The sequence below is a fragment of the Streptomyces rubiginosohelvolus genome (assembly GCF_014649875.1).
Taxonomy (GTDB): domain Bacteria; phylum Actinomycetota; class Actinomycetes; order Streptomycetales; family Streptomycetaceae; genus Streptomyces; species Streptomyces rubiginosohelvolus.
Genome location: NZ_BMTW01000018.1, coordinates 13,228 through 32,488 on the forward strand (window position 1 = coordinate 13,228; position 19,261 = coordinate 32,488).

14 protein-coding genes and 1 riboswitch are annotated in these 19,261 nt (G+C 72.2%); of the genes, 7 read left to right on the forward strand and 7 right to left on the reverse strand.

Features of this window, described 5'->3' with window-relative positions:
• Window positions 1-120: 120 nt before the first annotated feature.
• A riboswitch (cobalamin riboswitch) is annotated at window positions 121-197 on the forward strand.
• Window positions 198-329: 132 nt separating this feature from the next.
• The gene (locus tag IE134_RS29340) at window positions 330-1,766 is read left to right on the forward strand and encodes a prenyltransferase/squalene oxidase repeat-containing protein (protein ID WP_098020249.1); all 1,437 of its coding nucleotides are present in this window, start codon (window positions 330-332) and stop codon (window positions 1,764-1,766) included.
• A gap of 29 nt (window positions 1,767-1,795) precedes the next feature.
• Here IE134_RS29340 and IE134_RS29345 read toward each other — a convergent pair whose 3' ends face one another.
• Window positions 1,796-3,286, reverse strand: coding sequence for a short-chain fatty acyl-CoA regulator family protein (locus IE134_RS29345; RefSeq protein ID WP_189432205.1), 1,491 nt, complete (start codon window positions 3,284-3,286; stop codon window positions 1,796-1,798).
• 373 nt (window positions 3,287-3,659) lie between these two features.
• Here IE134_RS29345 and aceA point away from each other — a divergent pair, with 373 nt between their 5' ends.
• The 5 genes from aceA (at window position 3,660) to pgm (ending at window position 10,672) form a co-directional block, all read left to right on the forward strand.
• On the forward strand, window positions 3,660-4,940 hold the full coding sequence (gene aceA, locus IE134_RS29350; protein WP_098020250.1) for an isocitrate lyase: 1,281 nt from the start codon (window positions 3,660-3,662) through the stop codon (window positions 4,938-4,940).
• Window positions 4,941-5,021: 81 nt separating this feature from the next.
• Complete coding sequence (gene aceB, locus IE134_RS29355) at window positions 5,022-6,614, forward strand: malate synthase A (RefSeq protein WP_189432207.1); 1,593 nt, start codon at window positions 5,022-5,024, stop codon at window positions 6,612-6,614.
• Window positions 6,611-7,480 (forward strand): 3-hydroxybutyryl-CoA dehydrogenase, encoded by an 870-nt coding sequence (locus IE134_RS29360; protein ID WP_189432208.1) that lies wholly within the window; start codon window positions 6,611-6,613, stop codon window positions 7,478-7,480. The genes aceB and IE134_RS29360 overlap by 4 nt, the downstream gene beginning before the upstream one ends.
• A 264-nt stretch (window positions 7,481-7,744) precedes the next feature.
• Window positions 7,745-8,812: a chitinase gene (locus IE134_RS29365; RefSeq protein WP_030721123.1), complete on the forward strand. Its 1,068-nt coding sequence runs from the start codon at window positions 7,745-7,747 to the stop codon at window positions 8,810-8,812.
• Window positions 8,813-9,028: 216 nt separating this feature from the next.
• On the forward strand, window positions 9,029-10,672 hold the full coding sequence (gene pgm, locus IE134_RS29370) for a phosphoglucomutase (alpha-D-glucose-1,6-bisphosphate-dependent) (RefSeq protein ID WP_030721120.1): 1,644 nt from the start codon (window positions 9,029-9,031) through the stop codon (window positions 10,670-10,672).
• Here the strand turns inward: pgm and IE134_RS29375 are convergent.
• From IE134_RS29375 to IE134_RS29400, 6 genes are all read right to left on the reverse strand, one after another.
• Window positions 10,669-11,937 carry a DUF6357 family protein gene (locus IE134_RS29375; protein WP_189432210.1) on the reverse strand — a complete coding sequence of 423 codons (1,269 nt, stop codon included), beginning with the start codon at window positions 11,935-11,937 and terminating at the stop codon, window positions 10,669-10,671. The two genes, pgm and IE134_RS29375, sit on opposite strands and share 4 nt — an antisense overlap.
• Before the next feature lie 133 nt (window positions 11,938-12,070).
• On the reverse strand, window positions 12,071-12,301 hold the full coding sequence (locus tag IE134_RS29380) for a phosphopantetheine-binding protein (RefSeq protein ID WP_029182312.1): 231 nt from the start codon (window positions 12,299-12,301) through the stop codon (window positions 12,071-12,073).
• 5 nt (window positions 12,302-12,306) lie between these two features.
• A complete protein-coding gene (locus tag IE134_RS29385; protein WP_189432212.1) occupies window positions 12,307-12,939 on the reverse strand; it encodes an isochorismatase family protein in 633 nt (210 codons plus the stop codon).
• Window positions 12,940-12,991: 52 nt separating this feature from the next.
• Window positions 12,992-14,629: a (2,3-dihydroxybenzoyl)adenylate synthase gene (locus IE134_RS29390; protein ID WP_189432214.1), complete on the reverse strand. Its 1,638-nt coding sequence runs from the start codon at window positions 14,627-14,629 to the stop codon at window positions 12,992-12,994.
• A complete protein-coding gene (dhbC, locus tag IE134_RS29395) occupies window positions 14,626-15,831 on the reverse strand; it encodes an isochorismate synthase DhbC (protein ID WP_189432216.1) in 1,206 nt (401 codons plus the stop codon). The genes IE134_RS29390 and dhbC overlap by 4 nt, the downstream gene beginning before the upstream one ends.
• Before the next feature lie 85 nt (window positions 15,832-15,916).
• Window positions 15,917-16,747 (reverse strand): 2,3-dihydro-2,3-dihydroxybenzoate dehydrogenase, encoded by an 831-nt coding sequence (locus IE134_RS29400; RefSeq protein WP_098017058.1) that lies wholly within the window; start codon window positions 16,745-16,747, stop codon window positions 15,917-15,919.
• Window positions 16,748-16,846: 99 nt separating this feature from the next.
• On the opposite strand from IE134_RS29400, the gene fhuB reads away from it, so the two are divergent.
• Window positions 16,847-19,234 carry a Fe(3+)-hydroxamate ABC transporter permease FhuB gene (gene fhuB / locus IE134_RS29405; protein ID WP_098017057.1) on the forward strand — a complete coding sequence of 796 codons (2,388 nt, stop codon included), beginning with the start codon at window positions 16,847-16,849 and terminating at the stop codon, window positions 19,232-19,234.
• Window positions 19,235-19,261 lie beyond the last annotated feature (27 nt).

Sequence of the window (19,261 nt, forward strand, 5' to 3'; positions counted from 1 at the left end):
AACACGCTCTCGAAGAGGCCGTCAAGGTGGCCTGTGTCTCCTTCGCCGACGCTCCGGCGTACGCCCGGCCGTCCCTGGCGCGCCGGTGCCGCCTCGGGTAGCGTCCTGGCCTGCCGTAGGGGGGAACCCGGTGCGAATCCGGGGCTGACGCGCAGCGGTGTGGGACGGCAGGGGGCCGTTCCCGAGCCCGAATGCCCAGACGGCGGTTGTCCCAGGAGAAGCCGTACCCACGCGTCCGGGCGTCGGCCACCCCCAGCCTGCCCCGACCCGCCGCGCGCGGCCCGGGAGGCGGCGCGGTGCCGTGCGCCCCTCACCTCAGGAGCAGGCACATGCCGCGTTCTGTCCCCTCCCGTACGTCCCGCACCTCCCGTACGCCGCGCCGCGTCGCCCTCGTGGCGCCCGCCGTCCTCGGGGCGTTCGCCCTCACGGCGCTGCCCGCCGCCGCGACGTCCACGCCCGCCCAGATCGCCACCTCGAAGACCAACGGTGTGGCGTACGTCAAGTCCCTCCAGGCGGCGGACGGTTCGTACGCCGGTTCCGGGCTCTCCAACGAATGGGCGTTCAGCGCGTTCGCCGCCGCCGGAACGGCCGCCGTGGACGTCACCCCGGGCGGCGACGCCACCAAGAACGCCCGCACCGTCTACCGCAACCTCCTGGCCACCCCCGGCTGGCCCTCCGCCACCCCCGTCGTCACCGACTACCAGCGCGGCACGCTCAACGCGTACGCCGCCGGGATCGACCCCGCCCGGGTCTCCGCCTCACGCAACCTGATCGCCGACATCTACGGCTACTGGCAGAACGCCGAGGCCGGCTACTTCGGCCCCTCGGCCAACTACAACGGCACCGTCTTCGCCGCCCTCGCCCTGGGCGGCGCGAGAACCCAGGCGGGCGGCCAGCGGGTTCCGCAGGCGCTCGTCGACAAGATCGTCACCCGCCTCCGGGCCAACCAGCACAACGACGGCGGCTGGACCTACGCCAAGGCCGAGGGCAACGCCACCGAGCTGGCCAAGCCGGGCGACGTCGACATGACCGGAGCCTCCATGGCCGCGCTCTGCGCCTCCGGTGTCCCCAACACCGACCCCGACATCCTCCAGGCCAAGGCGTTCCTCAAGAGCAAGCTGATCAACACCTCCGGCGCGTTCAACGCCATGTACGGCATCAACACCAGCTCCAACGGCTGGGCCGTCTCCGGGCTCAACGCCTGCGGCATCAACCCGCAGACCGGCGACTTCCTCACCCCGGCCGGCAAGACCCCGATCGACTTCCTGATCGCCCAGCAGTACAACCCGGGCGGCGGTTTCAAGTACCAGCCGTCCGACACCTCCCCGTCCGCCTACTCCTCCCTCGACGCCCTGCGCGCCGTGGCGGGCGGCGGCTTTACCGCCGCTCCGCCCACGCCGGTGACCCCGGGCGCGCCCAAGTGGGTCGCGGCGGGCGGCTTCACGGCCGGTACGGCGACGAAGCTGGCGCTCACCGTGGACGACGGCACCGGCGCCCTGAAGGTCTGCTCGGTCGCCTTCACACCTACCGGCACGACCACCACGCTCGGCGCCGTCCTGGCCGCCGCGACGAGCGCCGCCACCCCGGCGGGCTGCGTCACTTCGGTCGTCCCCGCCTCCGGCACCGGAACGATCACCTCCGTCAACGGCAAGGCCAACGCCGGGTCGGCGACCTGGAAGGTGTCCGTCGACGGCTCGGCGTTCGCCGGGGCCGCCCGCAACAAGGTGATCGGGGTCGGCGACACGATCGCCCTGCGCTACTCCTGACCCGTGATCCGCACCGGTGAAGGGGACTCCTAAACGGGCGTCCCCTTCACCGGGTACGGCACGAACGTGCTGCTGTTCTCGTCGATCGCCAGCGGCTGCCCCAACGGCGGCACCGCCCGCTGCGGGCAGTCCAGGCGTTCGCAGATCCGGCAGCCCATCCCGATCGGGGTCGCGGCCGAGGCGTTGTCCAGGTCGAGGCCGTCGGAGTAGACCAGCCGTCCCGCGTGCCGGATCTCGCAGCCCAGACCGATCGCGAACGTCTTGCCCGGCTCGCCCCAGCCGCCCCGGTGCCGGGTCACCGCCCGTGCGGTCCAGAGGTAGCGCTGCCCGTCGGGCATGGCCGCGATCTGGACGTGGATCCTGCCGGGCGCGGCGAACGCCTCGTACACGTTCCACAGGGGGCAGGTGCCGCCCGCGCGGGAGAAGTGGAACCCGGTCGCGGACTGCCGCTTCGACATGTTCCCGGCCCGGTCGACCCGGACGAAGGAGAACGGCACCCCGCGCAACCGGGGCCGCTGGAGCGTGGACAGCCGGTGGCAGACCGTCTCGTAGCCGAGCCCGAACCGGTCGGTGAGGCGCTCGATGTCGTACCGCACCTCCTCGGCCGCCGTATGGAAGGCCCGGTAGGGGAGGATCAGCGCGCCCGCGAAGTAGTTCGCGACCCCGATCCGGGCCAGCGGCCAGGTCGCCGAGCCCTCGTCGTAGTCCTCCGACGCCAGCCGGTCGATCTCCGGGCCGTATTCGAGCAGGGCCAGCTGCGTCGCCATCCGGAACGCCTGCTGCCCGGGCCGGAGACGGCCGGACAGATACAGCACCCGGGCGTCCCGGTCGTAGTGGTGCAGCCGTCCGGTGTCCGCCGCACGGCCTTCTCCCTCCTGCCGCCGTTCCGCTCGCCCCCGGGGCGCGCCGGCTCCTGGCCCGCCCGGCCGTTCCGAGGTGGTCGCCAGCCGGATGCCGTGCCGTTCGGTGAGGCGGGCCGAGAGCGCCCGGACGACCTCGCCCGGCCGCACGCCGATCTCCGCCGCCAGCTCCTCCGCCGCCAGGTCCGCCTCGTGCAGATAGTTCTGGCGGCGGTAGAAGAACTCGCGGATCTCCTCGTGCGGGGAGCGCGGCAGCTCCGGCCCGCCGCCGCCCCGCAGCTCGGCGGCCTCCGCGAGCCGCCCTGCCAGCGCCTGGTTGCGCCGCCCGAGGTCCAGCAGCACGTTCGCCACCCCCGGCAGCCGGGAGGCCAGCTCGGACAGTTCGGCGGCCGAGACCCGCGCCGCGCCGACCTCGTCCGCCAGCGCCTCCCGCAGATCCGCCAGCACGCGGGCGGTGTCCCGCTCCGAGAAGAAGCCTGGATCCACCCCGAAGGTCTCGGTCAGCCGGAGCAGCACCGGCACCGTCAGCGGGCGCGAGTCGTGCTCCATCTGGTTCAGATAGCTCGGCGAGATCGCCAGCATCCGGGCCAGCTCCGCCTGGCTCAGCGCGCGCTCCTCACGGAGCCGGCGCAGCCGCGCTCCCGCGTAGGTCTTGCTCACATCGGGGCCTTTCCCGCCGTCGTCGACATATCGGCAACCCTAGCCGCCGCGACACCTCCCGGACCCTTCGCAACCTTGGCAAAACACGCCGAAAGATTCGCAGAACTTGGCAGGCGCACCCCGTTGATGGCACTGAGTGCCACTGTCAGAGTTCTCAGTGCGGCCCACCGGACACCGGCTCCGGCCTGGGGCCCCGAGCACGATTTCATGCCCTGACGTCGTTCTCCTCGGGATCTCGGACCGATCCGCCGGGCGCATTGCTTACCGTTCCACCTCGGAGGTCCGGTGGGCCGCACCAGCAAGTCCCGTCACTCGGTGACGGAGGCTTCGCACCCTTCACACGATCGACCCACACGACTTCGGGAGACACGCCATGGCGCAGGCAAGGACGACGGCGGAAGAGCTGGCGCGGCGGTGGGCGAGCGACCCCCGCTGGAAGGGCATCGAGCGCACCTACAGCGCCGAGGACGTGGTCCGGCTCTCCGGCAGCGTCCGCGAGGAGCACACCCTCGCCCGGCGCGGCGCCGAGCGGCTGTGGCGCCAGCTGCATGAGCAGGACTACATCCACGCGCTCGGCGCACTGACCGGCGGCCAGGCCGTCCAGCAGGTCAAGGCCGGCCTCCAGGCCATCTACCTCTCCGGCTGGCAGGTCGCCGCCGACGCCAACCTGGCCGGCCACACCTACCCCGACCAGAGCCTCTACCCGGCCAACTCGGTCCCGAGCGTGGTCCGCAGGATCAACAACGCCCTGCTGCGCGCCGACCAGATCGCCACCGCCGAGGACGCGGGCGACACCACCGACTACCTGGCGCCGATCGTCGCCGACGCGGAGGCCGGCTTCGGCGGACCGCTCAACGCCTTCGAGCTCACCAAGGCGATGATCGAGGCGGGCGCGGCCGGCATCCACTACGAGGACCAGCTCGCCTCCGAGAAGAAGTGCGGCCACCTCGGCGGCAAGGTCCTCGTCCCCACCGCCCAGCACGTGCGCACCCTCAACGCGGCCCGCCTCGCCGCCGACATCGCTGACGTCCCGACCCTGATCGTGGCCCGCACCGACGCGCTCGCCGCCAACCTCATCACCAGCGACGTGGACGAGCGCGACGCGCAGTTCATCACGGGCGACCGGACCGCCGAAGGCTTCTACCGCGTCCAGAACGGCATGGCCCCGGTCATCTCGCGCGGCCTCGCCTACGCCCCGTACGCCGACCTCATCTGGGTCGAGACCGGCACCCCGGACCTGGCGCAGGCCCGTGAGTTCGCCGAGGCGATCCACGCCGAGCACCCGGATCAGATGCTCGCGTACAACTGCTCGCCGTCCTTCAACTGGCGGGCCGCGCTGGACGACGACCAGATCGCCAAGTTCCAGCGGGAGCTGGGCGCGATGGGCTACCGCTTCCAGTTCATCACCCTGGCCGGCTTCCACTCCCTCAACCACGCCATGTTCGACCTGGCGCGCGGCTACGCCGAGCAGGGCATGACCGCCTATGTCGACCTCCAGGAGCGGGAGTTCGCCGCCCAGGCGCAGGGCTTCACCGCCGTCAGGCACCAGCGCGAGGTCGGCACCGGCTACTTCGACCAGGTCTCCACCGCCATCAACCCCGCCTCCTCCACCACGGCCCTCACCGGCTCCACGGAGGAAGAGCAGTTCCACTAGAAGTCCCGTCCGGTCGCGGGGGCGCCGAGCCCCCGCGACCGGGGCCGCCGCCGCCGCTCGCACCCCGCTGAGGAGAACCGCATGACCACCCTTGCCACGACCGGCCGCGTCCAGGTCCTCGGCGTACCGGGGGACCGGCACGAGGAGGTCCTCACCCCCGAGGCCCTCGACTTCATCGGCCGCCTCGACGCGGCCTTCGCCGCCCGCCGCTTCGACCTGCTGACCGAGCGCCGTCGGCGCTCCGCCCTCCTGCGCGGCGGCACCCCGCTCGACTTCTCCCGCGCCACCGGCCCCATCCGCAACGACCCCGACTGGCGCGTCGCCCGGCCCGCCCCCGGCCTGACCGACCGCCGGGTGGAGATCACCGGCCCGCCGGAGCGCGCCATGGCCGTCAACGCGCTCAACTCCGAGGCTCAGGTGTGGATGGCCGACTTCGAGGACGCCACCTCGCCCACCTGGGAGAACCTCGTCCAAGGCCAGCTGACCCTGGTCGACGCCATCGACCGCCGCATCGACTTCACCACCACGAGCGGCAAGGAGTACCGGCTCACCGACCGGCCCGCCACCATCATGGTCCGGCCGCGCGGCTGGCACCTCACCGAGAAGCACCTCGTCATCGACGACCGTCCCGTGCCCGCCGCACTCGTCGACTTCGGCCTGTACTTCTTCCACTGCGCCCGGCGCCAGATCGACGCGGGCAGCGGACCGTACTTCTACCTCCCCAAGCTGGAGAACCGGTACGAGGCCCGGCTCTGGAACGACGTCTTCCTCCTCGCCCAGGACCTGCTGGACATCCCCCGGGGGACGATCAGGGCCACCGTTCTCATCGAGACGATCACCGCCGCGTTCGAGATGGAGGAGATCCTCTACGAACTGCGCGAGCACAGCGCCGGACTGAACGCGGGCCGCTGGGACTACCTCTTCAGCCTGATCAAGAACTTCGCGCACCGCCCCGACTTCGTCCTCCCCGACCGGGCGACCGTCACCATGACCGCCCCGTTCATGCGGGCCTACACCGAACTCCTGGTGCGCACCTGTCACAAGCGCGGCGCGCACGCCATCGGCGGCATGGCCGCCCAGATCCCGGGCGGCGAACCGGCCGCCCGGGAAGCGGCCCTGGCGAAGGTCCGGCTCGACAAGGAGCGGGAGGCGGAGGACGGCTTCGACGGATCCTGGGTGGCCCACCCCGGGCTCGTCCCGGTCTGCCGGACCGTCTTCGACGAGGTGCTCGGCGACCGGCCGCACCAGCTGGAGCGCACCCGCGACGACGTCCACATCACCGCCGAGCACCTCGTCGCCGTCCGCCGCACGGCAGGTCGCCCGACCCCGGAAGGCGTCCGCGACAACATCGCCGTCGCCCTGCGCTACTACGACGCCTGGCTGCGCGGACAGGGGGCCGTCGCCCTCAACGGGCTGATGGAGGACGCGGCCACCGCCGAGATAGCCCGGGTCCAGATCTGGCAGTGGCTCAAGCACCGGGCGGTCGACCGCGAGACGGTCCTCGGGCTCCTCGACGAGGAGCTGGCCGCGCTCGGCGCCACGTACCCCTGGGCCCAGCTCGACCAGGTCCGCGACCTGTTCGAACGCACCGCGCTCGGCAAGGAGCTGCCCGCCTTCTTCACCACGGAGGCGTACGCCCGCCACCTCGTCGGCCGTCCGGCGGTGCGGGCATGAGCGCCCCCATCGCCCGGGTGGGCGTCGTCGGCGGCGGCCAGATGGGGGCCGGCATCGCCGAGGTCTGCGCCCGCGCCGGGCTGGACACGATCGTCTGCGAGGCCGGCCGCGCCGCCGCCGACCGGGCCCGCGAACGGGTGGCGGTCTCCCTGGAGCGAGCCGTCCAGCGCGGCAAGCTCGACCGCCTGAGCGCCGAGGACGCTCTCGGCCGGCTGACCTTCACCGGCAGCCTCGACGACCTGGCCGACCGCCGGCTCGTGATCGAGGTCGTCGTCGAGGACGCCGCCGCAAAGACGGAGATCTTCACCGCCCTCGACAAGATCGTCGAGGACCCGGAAGCGATCCTGGCGACCAACACCTCCGCCATCCCCGTCATGCGCCTCGGCATGGCCACCCAGCGCGCCGACCGCGTGCTCGGACTGCACTTCTTCAACCCCGTGCCGGTCCTCCCGCTCGTCGAGGTGGTGACCTCGCTGCACACCTCCGCCGAGACGCTGACCGCCGCCGAGGAGTTCGCCACCACCGTCCTCGGCAAGACGGTGGTCCGCTCCCAGGACCGGGCCGGCTTCGTCGTCAACGCGCTCCTGATCCCGTATCTGCTCTCCGCGATCCGGATGGCGGAGTCCGGGTTCGCCACCGCCGCCGACGTGGACGCCGGGATGGAGCTGGGCTGCGCCCACCCGATGGGCCCGCTCAAGCTCGCCGACCTGATCGGCCTCGACACGGTGGCCTCCATCGCCGCGTCGCTGTACGACGAGTTCAAGGAACCCCTCTACGCCCCGCCGCCGCTGCTCCAGCGGATGGTGGAGGCGGGGCTGCTCGGCCGGAAGACCGGGCGCGGGTTCCACATGTACGACCGGGGCTGAGGGGCCCGGGTTCCAGGTCGCGGCTGAGGGGCCGCGACCACTGACCGGACGGGGTGGGAAGCGGTTGACTGTGCCGCTGCCCACCCCGCCGCGGTGTCCGCCGCACGGTTCCGGGCGGACGGCTCCAGACCGGCATCCTGGTCCAGACCTCTTGACCGAAGGTCTGGACCATTCTACGTTTTGACGGGGTCACGACATAGGGCGGGTCGGGGCGAACCTTTCGCACCGACGGCGGCTGACCCGGGCAGGAAGGACATCCGGATCATGGGGCGTACATCACGACTGCTGGGCCTCGGCCTGGCCGCGGCGCTCGTCGTACCGATGCTCGTCGGAGCCGCACCGCCGAAGCCCGCGGAGACGACCGGGGCGGCCGCCGAGACCTGTGCGGTCAAGTCGAAGCCCACGGGCAAGGTGCTCCAGGGGTACTGGGAGAACTGGGACGGCGCGGCCAACGGCGTGCACCCGCCGCTCGGCTGGATCCCGATCACCGACTCCCGCATCACCCAGCACGGCTACAACGTCGTCAACGCGGCCTTCCCCGTCATCCGCTCCGACGGCACCGTCCTCTGGGAGGACGGCATGGACAGCACCGTCAAGGTCGCCACCCCCGCCGAGATGTGCCAGGCCAAGGCCGCCGGCCTCACCACCCTCATGTCGATCGGCGGAGCCACGGCCGGGATCGACCTCAGCTCCAGCAAGGTGGCCGACCGGTTCGTCCAGACGATCGTCCCGATCCTGAAGAAGTACAACTTCGACGGCATCGACATCGACATCGAGACCGGCCTCGTCGGCAGCGGCAACATCAACCAGCTGTCCCCCTCGCAGACCAACCTCATCCGCATCATCGACGGCGTCCTCGCCGCCATGCCGTCGAACTTCGGCCTCACCATGGCCCCCGAGACGGCGTATGTCACCGGCGGCAGCGTCGTCTACGGCTCGATCTGGGGCGCGTACCTCCCGGTCATCAAGAAGTACGCCGACAACGGCCGCCTGTGGTGGCTGAACATGCAGTACTACAACGGCAGCATGTACGGCTGCTCCGGCGACTCCTACTCCGCCGGCACCGTCGCGGGCTTCACCGCCCAGACCGACTGCCTGAACAAGGGGCTCGTCATCCAGGGCACCACCATCAAGGTGCCCTACGACAAGCAGGTCCCGGGACTGCCCGCGCAGCCCGGGGCCGGTGGCGGTCACCTGTCCACCGGACTCGTCGCGCAGGCCTGGAACCACTACAACGGTTCGCTGAAGGGGCTGATGACCTGGTCGCTGAACTGGGACGGCTCGAAGGGCTGGACCTTCGGCGACAACGTGAAGGCCCTCCAGGGCCGTTGACCCCCCGCCCGTACGGTTTCCGCGCCCCCGGTCCGCCGATGACCGGGGGCGCGGCGCCGCTCCGGCCGGGAGGCGACACGAGGAAGGCGTGAACCGGTCGCACGCCGGGGCGGTCGAGAGAGCAGAATCGGGTACGGACCCGGGTGATCGCTTCCCGGTGCGACGGGCCCGTCTCCCCGCGGGCCGGCCGAAGACGAAGACGTACGAGGAGACCCGATGGTGCACGAACGGGCCGGTCACCCGGCACAGTCCGCAGACCTGGTCGACGTGGCACGGCTGGTGACGGCCTATTACGCCCTCCACCCCGATCCGTCCGAGCCCGCCCAGCGCGTGGCTTTCGGGACCTCCGGCCACCGCGGCTCCGCGTTCGCCGCCGCGTTCAACGAGGACCACATCGCCGCCACCACCCAGGCGATCTGCGACTACCGCACCCGCCAGGGCACCGACGGACCTCTCTTCCTCGGCGCGGACACCCACGCGCTCTCCGAACCCGCCCGGGTCACCGCCCTGGAGGTGCTGGCCGCCAACGGGGCCACCGTCCTCATCGACAGCGAGGACGGCTACACCCCGACCCCGGCCGTCTCGCACGCCATCCTCACGTACAACCAGGGGCGCACCGAGCACCTGGCCGACGGCATCGTGGTCACCCCGTCGCACAACCCGCCCGCCGACGGCGGCTTCAAGTACAACCCGCCGAACGGGGGACCGGCCGCCTCCGACGCCACCTCCTGGATCCAGGACCGGGCGAACGCCCTGATCGAGGCCGGACTCGGGGAGGTCCGCCGGATCCCGTACGCCCGCGCCCTGGCCGCCGACACCACCCGCCGCCACGACTTCCTGACCGCGTACGTCGACGACCTGCCGTCCGTCCTCGACCTCGACGCCGTACGGGACGCGGGCATCCGCATCGGCGCCGACCCGCTCGGCGGCGCGTCCGTCGCCTACTGGGGGCGGATCGCCGAGCGCCACCGGATCGACCTCACGGTGGTGAACCCGCTGGCCGATCCCACCTGGCGGTTCATGACGCTGGACTGGGACGGCAAGATCCGCATGGACTGCTCGTCGCCGCACGCCATGGCCTCGCTCATCGAGCAGCGCGACGCGTACGCCATCTCCACCGGCAACGACGCGGACGCCGACCGGCACGGCATCGTCACGCCCGACGGCGGGCTGATGAACCCCAACCACTACCTGGCCGTCGCCATCGACTACCTCTACACCCACCGCGACGCCTGGGCCGCCGGGACCGGCATCGGCAAGACCCTGGTCTCCTCCTCCATGATCGACCGGGTCGCCCAGGACCTCGGCCGGACCCTGGTGGAGGTCCCGGTCGGCTTCAAGTGGTTCGTCGACGGTCTCTACGACGGCAGCCTCGGCTTCGGCGGCGAGGAGTCCGCCGGGGCCTCCTTCCTGCGCCGCGACGGCCGGGTCTGGACGACGGACAAGGACGGCATCCTGCTCGCCCTCCTCGCCTCCGAGATCACCGCCGTCACCGGTTCCACCCCCTCCGAGCACTACGCCCGCCTCACGGACCGCTTCGGCGACCCGGCGTACGCCCGCATCGACGCGCCCGCCACCCGCGAGGAGAAGGCCGTCCTGGCGAAGCTCTCCCCGCAGCAGGTCAAGGCCGACACCCTGGCCGGGGAACCCGTCACCGCCGTGCTCACCGAGGCCCCCGGCAACGGGGCCCCGATCGGCGGCCTCAAGGTCTGCACCGACAGCGCCTGGTTCGCCGCCCGTCCCTCGGGCACCGAGGACGTCTACAAGGTGTACGCGGAGAGCTTCCAGGGCCCCGGCCACCTCGCCCAGGTCCAGGAGGAGGCCCGGGCGCTGGTGTCCGCAGCGCTGGGCGGCGCCTAGGCGTCGGGTCGGCCGTCGCGTCGCCGCCGGGCGCGTTCGAGCTCGGCGGCGTCCGACAGCCAGGAGCCGTGCCGGTCGAGTCCGGCCCAGCCACCGCGGACGTAGGCGCTCACCAGGCTCCGGTACCCGCTCATCCCGTCGACGAGCGTGTACTCGACCCGGTACTCCGGATCCGACCCGCCGCGGCCCTTGCGCACCGTCATGACCCGGGCGGCGGTGTCGGCGTAGAAGTGCAGCTGGATCCCCTCGCCCAGCTCCTCGTCCTCGACGGTGAACACTTCGTTGTCGCCGGCGGAGCGATCACCGACGAACTCCCAGAACTCCGCCGAGGCGGTGCGGCCGCTGCCCGCGCGCCACTTCTTCTCGACGCCCTTGTCGTCGGTGAAGGACAGGACGGTCTTCCTCGTCCCCGCTCCCTCGCCGAGGCCGCCGGTGATCTCCTCGTCGTCCTCCAGAGGTGCGTTCCTGGAGCGATGGGCGGCTTCCGAGCACATCAGGAAGCTCACGGTACGGATGGCGTCGGCGGCGAGATCCGGGTGCGCCCGGCGCACGGCGGCGTCCACCGCCGTCTCCATCCGGCTCCAGTCGCGCTTGTCCGTGGCGCGCTTGCCCCGCCGTGGGTCGCGGCCGATCCGCATTCCGGCGCACGCCTGCTCGGCGGTGGCGAGCACCCGCATGACCTCGGGCAGCAGCGCGGGGTCGACGGCGTCCGGCACCCGCTTCGGGATCGTCGCGCCGTGCACGTACTGGCCCGTGTACTTCAGGAGTGCCGTATCCAGCGGTCCGAGGACCACGCCACGCTCGGCGCGGCGGCGGTTCGCGTGATGCTCCTGAGCCCGCTTTCCGTCGGACGTCTCGGTCGCCGCGCGCATCGCCGCGCAGAGCTGACCGCGCTCCAGCAGTTCGATGTCGGCACCGTGGGCGATGAGCCGTCCCCTGTCCCACGGGACGCGCCCGAAGAGCGCGTCGACGTCGGCGGGCGTGGCGAGGAGAACCGGATCCAGGAGCGCGACGGCGGCGTCCTCGTCGAGCGGGCCCCGGGTTCCGGCGGCATCGCACAGCGGCAGGACCGCACTCCACAGCAGCAGGTGCCTGCCCAGGTCCTCCCGGATCACCGCGAGATGGGCTTCCCGGATCGGGAACGTGAACTCACGTGGCGAGTGGTTGGCGTCCGCCCCGGCACCGAGCATCAGCTTCAGCTCGCCGTCCTCGCGGATCACGTTCGGGATCCAGCCGCTCGCGCGCGTGAAAACGATGTCTCTCATGGCCTCAGTCTTTCCCATCGGACGAGGCCGACGGTCCGGGCCCCACGACAACGGCTCCCGGGCCGCCGGCACCGTTCGATCCGGTGCTCGGCGGCTCCGAAGAACGCGCGTCGGACGTAGAGGTACGCCTGGGTCAGCCGGTCACACCCAGCAGCGGTGCCCAGGCCTCCAGCGCCGGCTTCTCGGCGAGGTCGGCGAAGGCCACCTCGATCCCGTGGTCGCGACGCCAGGCGGCGGCCAGCGACATCAGGCGGACGGAGTCGAGACCGTAGTCGACGAGGTTCTCGTCCACGGGGATCTCCTCGGGGTCCTCGCCGAGGATGTCGGCGACATCGGCACGGAGCTGGTCGAGCGTGAGCGCCACGGCGGTCACTTCCCTTCGAAGACGGTCCGGGCGGTGGTGACGACGGCACACTTGCCCGCGGCCCACCGCAGCGCCATCGCATGGTCCTCGGCGGAGAAGTCCGCCACCGCGTCGGCCACCACGAACGCCTGGATGTCCTGCATCCAGGCGTCGCACGCGGTCATCAGCACACCGATGTGGGCGTAGACACCGGTGATGACGATCTGGTCGCGGCCCTGCTCGCGCAGGCGCTCCAGCAGATCCGTGCGGACGAAGCCGCTGTACTTCCACTTGGTGAGGACCGTGTCGTCCGCGTCGGGCGCGACCTCGTCCGCGATGGCCGCCAGGTGCTCGTCGGCCGGCAGGCCGGGGCCCCAGAAGTCCTGCTGGAGACCGCGTTCCTCCGCACCCTGGCCGCCGGGCTGCGCGGTGTAGAGCACCGGCACCCCGAGCCGCGCCGCGTCCTTCTTCAACTCGGCCACATGGGCCAGGAGTTCGGGAACGGGTGCGGCCTCGCGGTCGTATGCCGTCAGGAAGTAGTTCTGCAGATCGTGGACGAGGAGCACCGCGCGCGCCGGGTCGACGGTCCAGTCGACCCGGTTGGCGGGCAACGCGTCGGCGGTCGGCATGGGGTAGGGGACGATGGCGGGCAGAGCCATGGTGGGGAGGGTTCCGTTCGGGGAGTCGTTCAGTGGGACGGGGACGGGATGGTTACGAAAGCGAGGACGACGGGGCCGTGCGGGCGGCGGCGTTGCGCAGGTCCTTCTTGGAGACCTTGCCCACGCCGGTCTGCGGGAACGCGTCGACGAACTCGACCCGGTCCGGCACCTTGTAGGCGGCCAGGCCCCGTTCGCGGACGAACCTCTTGACGGCCACCGCCTTCAGCGGGCCCGCGCCCGAGCGCAGGATCACGTACGCGCAGGTGCGTTCGCCCAGATACGGGTCCGGCTCGGCCACCACGTTGGCGTCGTGCACGGCGGGGTGGGCGAGGATGTGGTTCTCGACCTCCTCGGCGGCGATCTTCTCGCCGCCCCGGTTGATCTGGTCCTTGGCGCGCCCCTCGACGACGATGTGCCCGCTCCCGGTGACCCGCACGATGTCGCCGGTGCGGTAGAAGCCGTCCTCGGTGAAGGAACGGGCGTTGTGCTCGGGGGCGTTCCAGTAGCCCCGGATGGTGTACGGGCCCCGGGTCAGCAGGTGACCCGTCTCGCCCGGGGCCACCTCCTGGTCCTCGTCGTCGACGACGAGGATCTCGTCGTCGGGCGAGATGGGCCGGCCCTGGGTGGTGACGATCGTCTCGACCGGGTCGTCGAGACGGGTGTAGTTGACCAGCCCCTCGGCCATGCCGAACACCTGCTGGAGCGTGCAGCCCAGCGCGGGCCGCACCCGGCGGGCCGCCTCCTCGCTGAACTTGGCGCCGCCCACGAGCAGCACGTCCAGGCTGCTGAGGTCGTGGGCGGTGCCGGGCGCGGCCTCGGTCCAGAGCAGGGCCAGCGGCGGCACGAGCCCGGTGATGGTGACGCCCTCGCGCTCGATCAGGGGGAACGCCACCTCGGGCGAAGGCCCGGGGCACAGCACCACACGGCCCCCGGCGTACAGCGTGCCGAGCGAACCGGGGGAGGAGAGCGGGAAGTTGTGCGCGGCGGGCAGCACGCACAGGTAGACGCTGTTCTCGTCGACCGCGCAGATCTCGTTGGACCCCCACAGCGAGTAGATGTAGTCGTCGTGGGTGCGCGGGATCAGCTTCGGGATGCCGGTGCTGCCGCCGGAGAGCTGGAGGAAGGCCAGGTCGTCCGGGCGGGGCCCGCCGTAGCCGACCGGCTCCTCGGCGACCTCGGACAGCGCCTCGAACTCGCCCGGGTCCCCCTGGGCGACGAACACATGGCGCAGCGTGCTCACATTGGCGTGGGTCTTCGACGCCAGTTCACGGTAGTCGTAGCCGCCGTGCTCGGCCGCGATGACGTACGCCACCGCCTCGGTGAACTCGCAGAAGTAGGTGATCTCGCTCTCGCGGTGCGCGGGCAGCGCGAAGACGGGCAGCGCGCCGATCCGGAACAGCGCGAAGATCACCTCGAAGAACTCGGCGATGTTGGGGAGTTGCACCACCACCTTGTCGCCCTTGACGATGCCCCGGGAGAGGAAGCCCGCCGCCAGCCGGTCGGCGCGCCGGTCGAGATCGGCGTACGTCCACCGGCTGCCCGCCACCGGGTCCACGATCGCGACCCGGTCCGGATGCTCCTCGGCGCGCTGTCGCAGCATCTCCCCGAAGGTCTCCCCGCGCCACCAGCCGGCCGCCCGGTACCGCTCGGCGAATTCGGCGGGCCAGGTGGGCGCCGCTTCCGTACTCACAGCTCGGCTCCCACGGCGCTCAGGAAGGTGCGGAACTTGGCCGCGGTCTCCGCGGTCTCCGCCTCGGGCTCGGAGGCGGCGACGACGCCCGCTCCGGCGTACAGGCGCAGGGTGCGCTCCTCGGCCTCGGCGCAGCGGATCGTGACGACCCAGTCGCCGTCGCCCTCGGCGTTTCCCCAGCCGATCACGCCGGTGAAGAAGTCCCGGTCGAACGGTTCGGTCTCCGCGATGACCTGACGGGCCGTCTGCGTCGGCGTGCCGCACACGGCGGGCGTCGGGTGCAGCGCGAGCGCCAGCTCCAGCGCCGAGGTGTCGGGGGAGCGCAGGGTGCCGGTGACCGTGGTGGACAGGTGCCACATGGTGGCGGTGCGGATGAGCGTCGGCCGGGCCGGGACGGTCAGTTCCGTGCAGTGCGCCGCGAGCGCCTGGTGGACGGCGTCGACGACGACGGCGTGCTCGTGGAGATCCTTGGCCGACTCCAGCAGCGTCGCCGCCCGGCGCACGTCCTCGGCCAGGTCGGCGCTGCGCGGGGTCGAGCCGGCCAGCGGGTTGGCGACGACCTGCTTCCCATGGCGGGAGACGAGCAGCTCGGGGCTGGCGCCGATGAGGGTGCGCCCGGGGCCGGTCGGCAGGGCGAACGTGTAACCGGAGGGGTCGCGGCGGGCGAGGCGCTGGAGCATCGCGGGCAGGTCGACCGGGGCGTCGGAGGTGAGTTCGAGGGTGCGGGCCAGGACGACCTTGCTGAACTCGCCGCGCCACATGCGTTCCACGGCGGCGGCGACGCCCTTGCCGTAGATCTCCGGCTCGGGCACCTGGCGTATCTCCCAGGTCCCGGCGGTGGGCGCGGTGGCCGGCAGGGCGATGAGCGGGTCGGAGGCGAGCGCGGGCGCGGTGCGCACCGACTCCGGGACGCTCAGGGCGGCCGGGGCGGTGTGGTCGAAGGGGATGGCGCCGATGACCACCGGTGATTCCTGGCCGGCGGCGGCCGCCGCGGCGAGCGTGGCGTCCACTCGCGCGGTCAACGGTCTCTCGTCGTGCGGGACATGGCGTCCCGGTCCCCGTGCGAGCAGCGTGCGTCCGGGAGTGGCGAGAAAGTGGTCGCCCGGTGCGTAGGCGTCCAGAAGCGAGGTGGCCGCTCCTACGGCCGGGTGGGCCGGATCGGCCGGGGCGGTGTGCGTGGCGACCTGGGATGCCGTCGGCACGGGGACTCCATTCTCGATGGTCCCGTCAGCGGGTGCGGGGGGCTGGATGGGAGGTGAAGGAAGGGAAGGCGGGGCGGTCGGGCGGTCAGCGAAGGGTCGCGCCGCCGTCGACGTACAGCTCCTGCATGGTGATGTGGCGGGCGCGGTCCGAGGCGAGGAACGCCACCGTCTCCGCGATGTCCTCGGGGTCGGCGATCCGGCCCAGGGGAATGCCGGTGCGGTACGTGGCGGGGTCCCCGTCGATGACGCGCTGTTCGGCGCCCGGGTCGGTCCAGAGCGCGCGTTGCATCGGTGTGTCGGTGGAGCCGGGCGCGACGACGTTGCAGCGGACGCCGCTGCCGGCGAGTTCGAGCCCCAGACACTTGGTGAACATGGCGGCGGCCGCCTTGGAGGCGGCGTAGGCGGCCATGCCGGTGCGCGGGATCCCGGCGGCGTTGGAGCCGACGGTGACGACCGCGCCGGATCCGCGGGCCGCCATGAGCGGGGCGACGGCCTGGGAGACATGGAAGACGCCGGTGGCGTTCACCGCGAAGGTGTCCGCCCAGTCCTGCGCGGAGAGCACGGCGGCCGGGCCGGTGCGCAGGATGCCCGCCACGTTCACCAGGACGTCGACCGGGCCGAGTTGGCGCTCGACGCGGGCCACGGTGCTCTCCACCGAGCCGCGGTCGGTGACGTCCATCACATACGGGTCCAGACTGCCTGCCGAACGCTCGCCATGGGGCAGTTTCTCCTGCGTCCTGGTCCACTCGGCGGCTGTCGCCTCGATGCCGTGCAGGGCGCGATCGGTGGCGGCCACGCGGGCGCCGAGGGTGGCGAGCAGGTCGGCGACTGCCGCGCCGATGCCTTGTGCGGCACCGGTGACCAGAGCAGTGCGGCCGATGAAGTCGCCGCTTCTGCCCGGTATGTGCTCAGGCATGAGCAACCTCCTCCAGGTGTTAGGTAAGGGTAACCTAAATTGAACCGACCGCCCAGAAGGGGTCGAGCCGTCGATATCTACTTAGGCTAGCCTCACCTTATGCAAACGCCGCGCACGGGGACCACGGCCTCGGCTCCCGAACATGACTCCTCGACCGTTCAGTTGGACGGAGGCGAAGCCGACCGGACCACGGAGGCCGCCTCCGCCGGACACGGGGAAGCATCTCCGGGAACCGAAAAGGGAACAAAGCCGGAAACCGGACAGCCCTCGGGGCACCTGCCTGTTCCCGAAGACGCCGCCACGCCTGACGGCTCCCGCGCCACGGCCGACCCGCGGCGGCGCACCGTGGTGGTGGCCGTCGCCGGACTGGCCTTCGCCGTCCTGCTGTTGACGGGCCTCTCCCTCTCGATCGGCGCGGGCGAGGTCGGCCCCGGCGGCGTCCTGGATTACCTCCTCGGCCGGGACGGCGCGCGTGACAACGCCCGTCTCTCCCTCGTCGTCGGCGATCTGCGCCTGCCGCGCACCTTCACCGCGCTGCTCGTCGGGGCCGCCCTCGGCGTCGCCGGGTGCCTCCTCCAGGCGGTCACCCGCAACCCGCTGGCCGAGACCGGACTCCTCGGCGTCAACGCGGGCGCCTCGCTCGGCGTCGTCGCCGGCATCGCGCTGCTCGGCTTCGATTCCGGTTACGCCTACCTCGTCTGCGCGTTCGTCGGTGCGGTGGTCGCCAGCGGTCTCGTCCTCCTCATATCCGGAAGACGCGGCGGCGGCTCTCCCATGCGGCTGGTCCTTGCCGGCGCGGCGCTCGGCGCCACCTTCGGCGGGCTCACCAGTGTCATCGTCGTCAACTCCGCGGAGACCTACGACAGATTCCGCTTCTGGGTCCTCGGCTCCCTCGCCGGGGTCGAGGGCTTCGGCGAACTCGGCCGCCTCGCCCCGGTCCTCGCCCTCGGCTTCGTCGTCGCCCTCCTCGTCGCCCGCCCGCTCTCCGCGCTGGCCCTCGGCGACGACCTGGCCCGCAGCCTCGGCCACCGGCCTCCCGTGATCCGTACGGTCGTCGCCATCGGCGTCACTCTGCTGACCGCGGCCGCCGTCGCGCTCGCCGGGCCGATCTCCTTCCTCGGCCTGCTCGCGGGTTTCCTCGCCCGCGCCCTCGCCGGCACCCGGCTCGCCGCCCGCATCCTGCTCGCCGGGCTCATCGGCGCCTGCGTCCTGACGGTTTCCGACATCGCCGCCCGCGTGGTCTCGCGGCCTTTCGAAGCACCCGTCTCCGTCATCGTCGCCCTCATCGGCGCCCCCGTCCTCATCGCCATCGTCCGCTCCAAGCAGCTGGCCTCGATGGGCATGACGGAACCGGCCACCGAGGAACGCGCCCCCGACCGCCCCCGCCGCTTCCGGATCACCCTGCCCCGCCCGGCCCGCCGCACCCCGAAGGCCAAGACCCTGCGGGTCCGCCCGGCCGACACCCTCGTGCTGCGCCGCGGCCCGCTGTCCCTCCTCGTCACCCGGCGCGCCGCCCTGGCCGCCCTCGCCCTCGCAGGGGTCCTCCTGCTCGCCGTCGTCCTCTCCGCCTACGCGGGCCAGAGCGACATGGGCGTCGCCCGCACCTTCCGCGCGGTGTTCGGCCAGGGCGACCGCTTCGACGTGCTGCTCGTCCAGAAGTTCCGCCTCGGCCGCATCGTCGCCGGACTCACCGCCGGAGCCGCGCTCGGCCTGGCCGGGTGCCTCACCCAGACCCTGGCCCGCAACCGCCTGGCCACCCCCGAGCTCCTCGGTGTCAACGACGGGGCCACCGCCGCCGTCCTGCTCTCCGTCACCCTCAGCGCCACCGGATCCTTCGGCGCCTGGTGGGCCGGGCCGATCGGCGCACTGGTCGCCGTCATCGTCGTCACCACCGTCTCCGGCGGCCTCGGCCAGCGCGGCTACCGCGTCCTCGTCGTCGGCCTCGCCATGTCCGCCCTGGCCTCCGCCATCACCCAGGTCGTCCTCTCCCGCCGGTCCCTCTCCTCCGCCAGTTCGCTGTACGTGTGGACCTCGGGCAGCCTCAACGGCCGCAGCTACTCCGTCGCCGTCCCCGTCCTCATCGGCCTCGCGGTACTCGTCCCGGTCAGCCTCGCCGTCGCCCGCCACCTGGGTGTCCTGCGCTTCGACGACGCGACCGCCTCCTCGCTCGGCTCCGCCCCCGGCCGGGTCCGCGCCCTCGCCCTGCTCCTCGCCGTCGCCCTCGCGGGCCTCGCGGTCGGCATCTGCGGACCCGTCGGCTTCGTCGCACTCGCCTCCCCGGTCATCGCCTCCCGGCTCGCCGGACCCCTGCGCGTGCCGCTCGTCGGCTCGATGCTCACCGGAGCCGTCCTCGTCGTCGCCGCCGACACCCTCGGCCGCATCGTTTTCGATGGTGCCGAACTCCCCGTCGGCATCGTCACCACCGTCCTCGGCGGCCCCTTCCTGCTCTGGGTGCTGCTCGGCCGCTCGGCCGCCACCCGCGTGTAGTGGACCGCCACCCGCGTACCAGAAGCC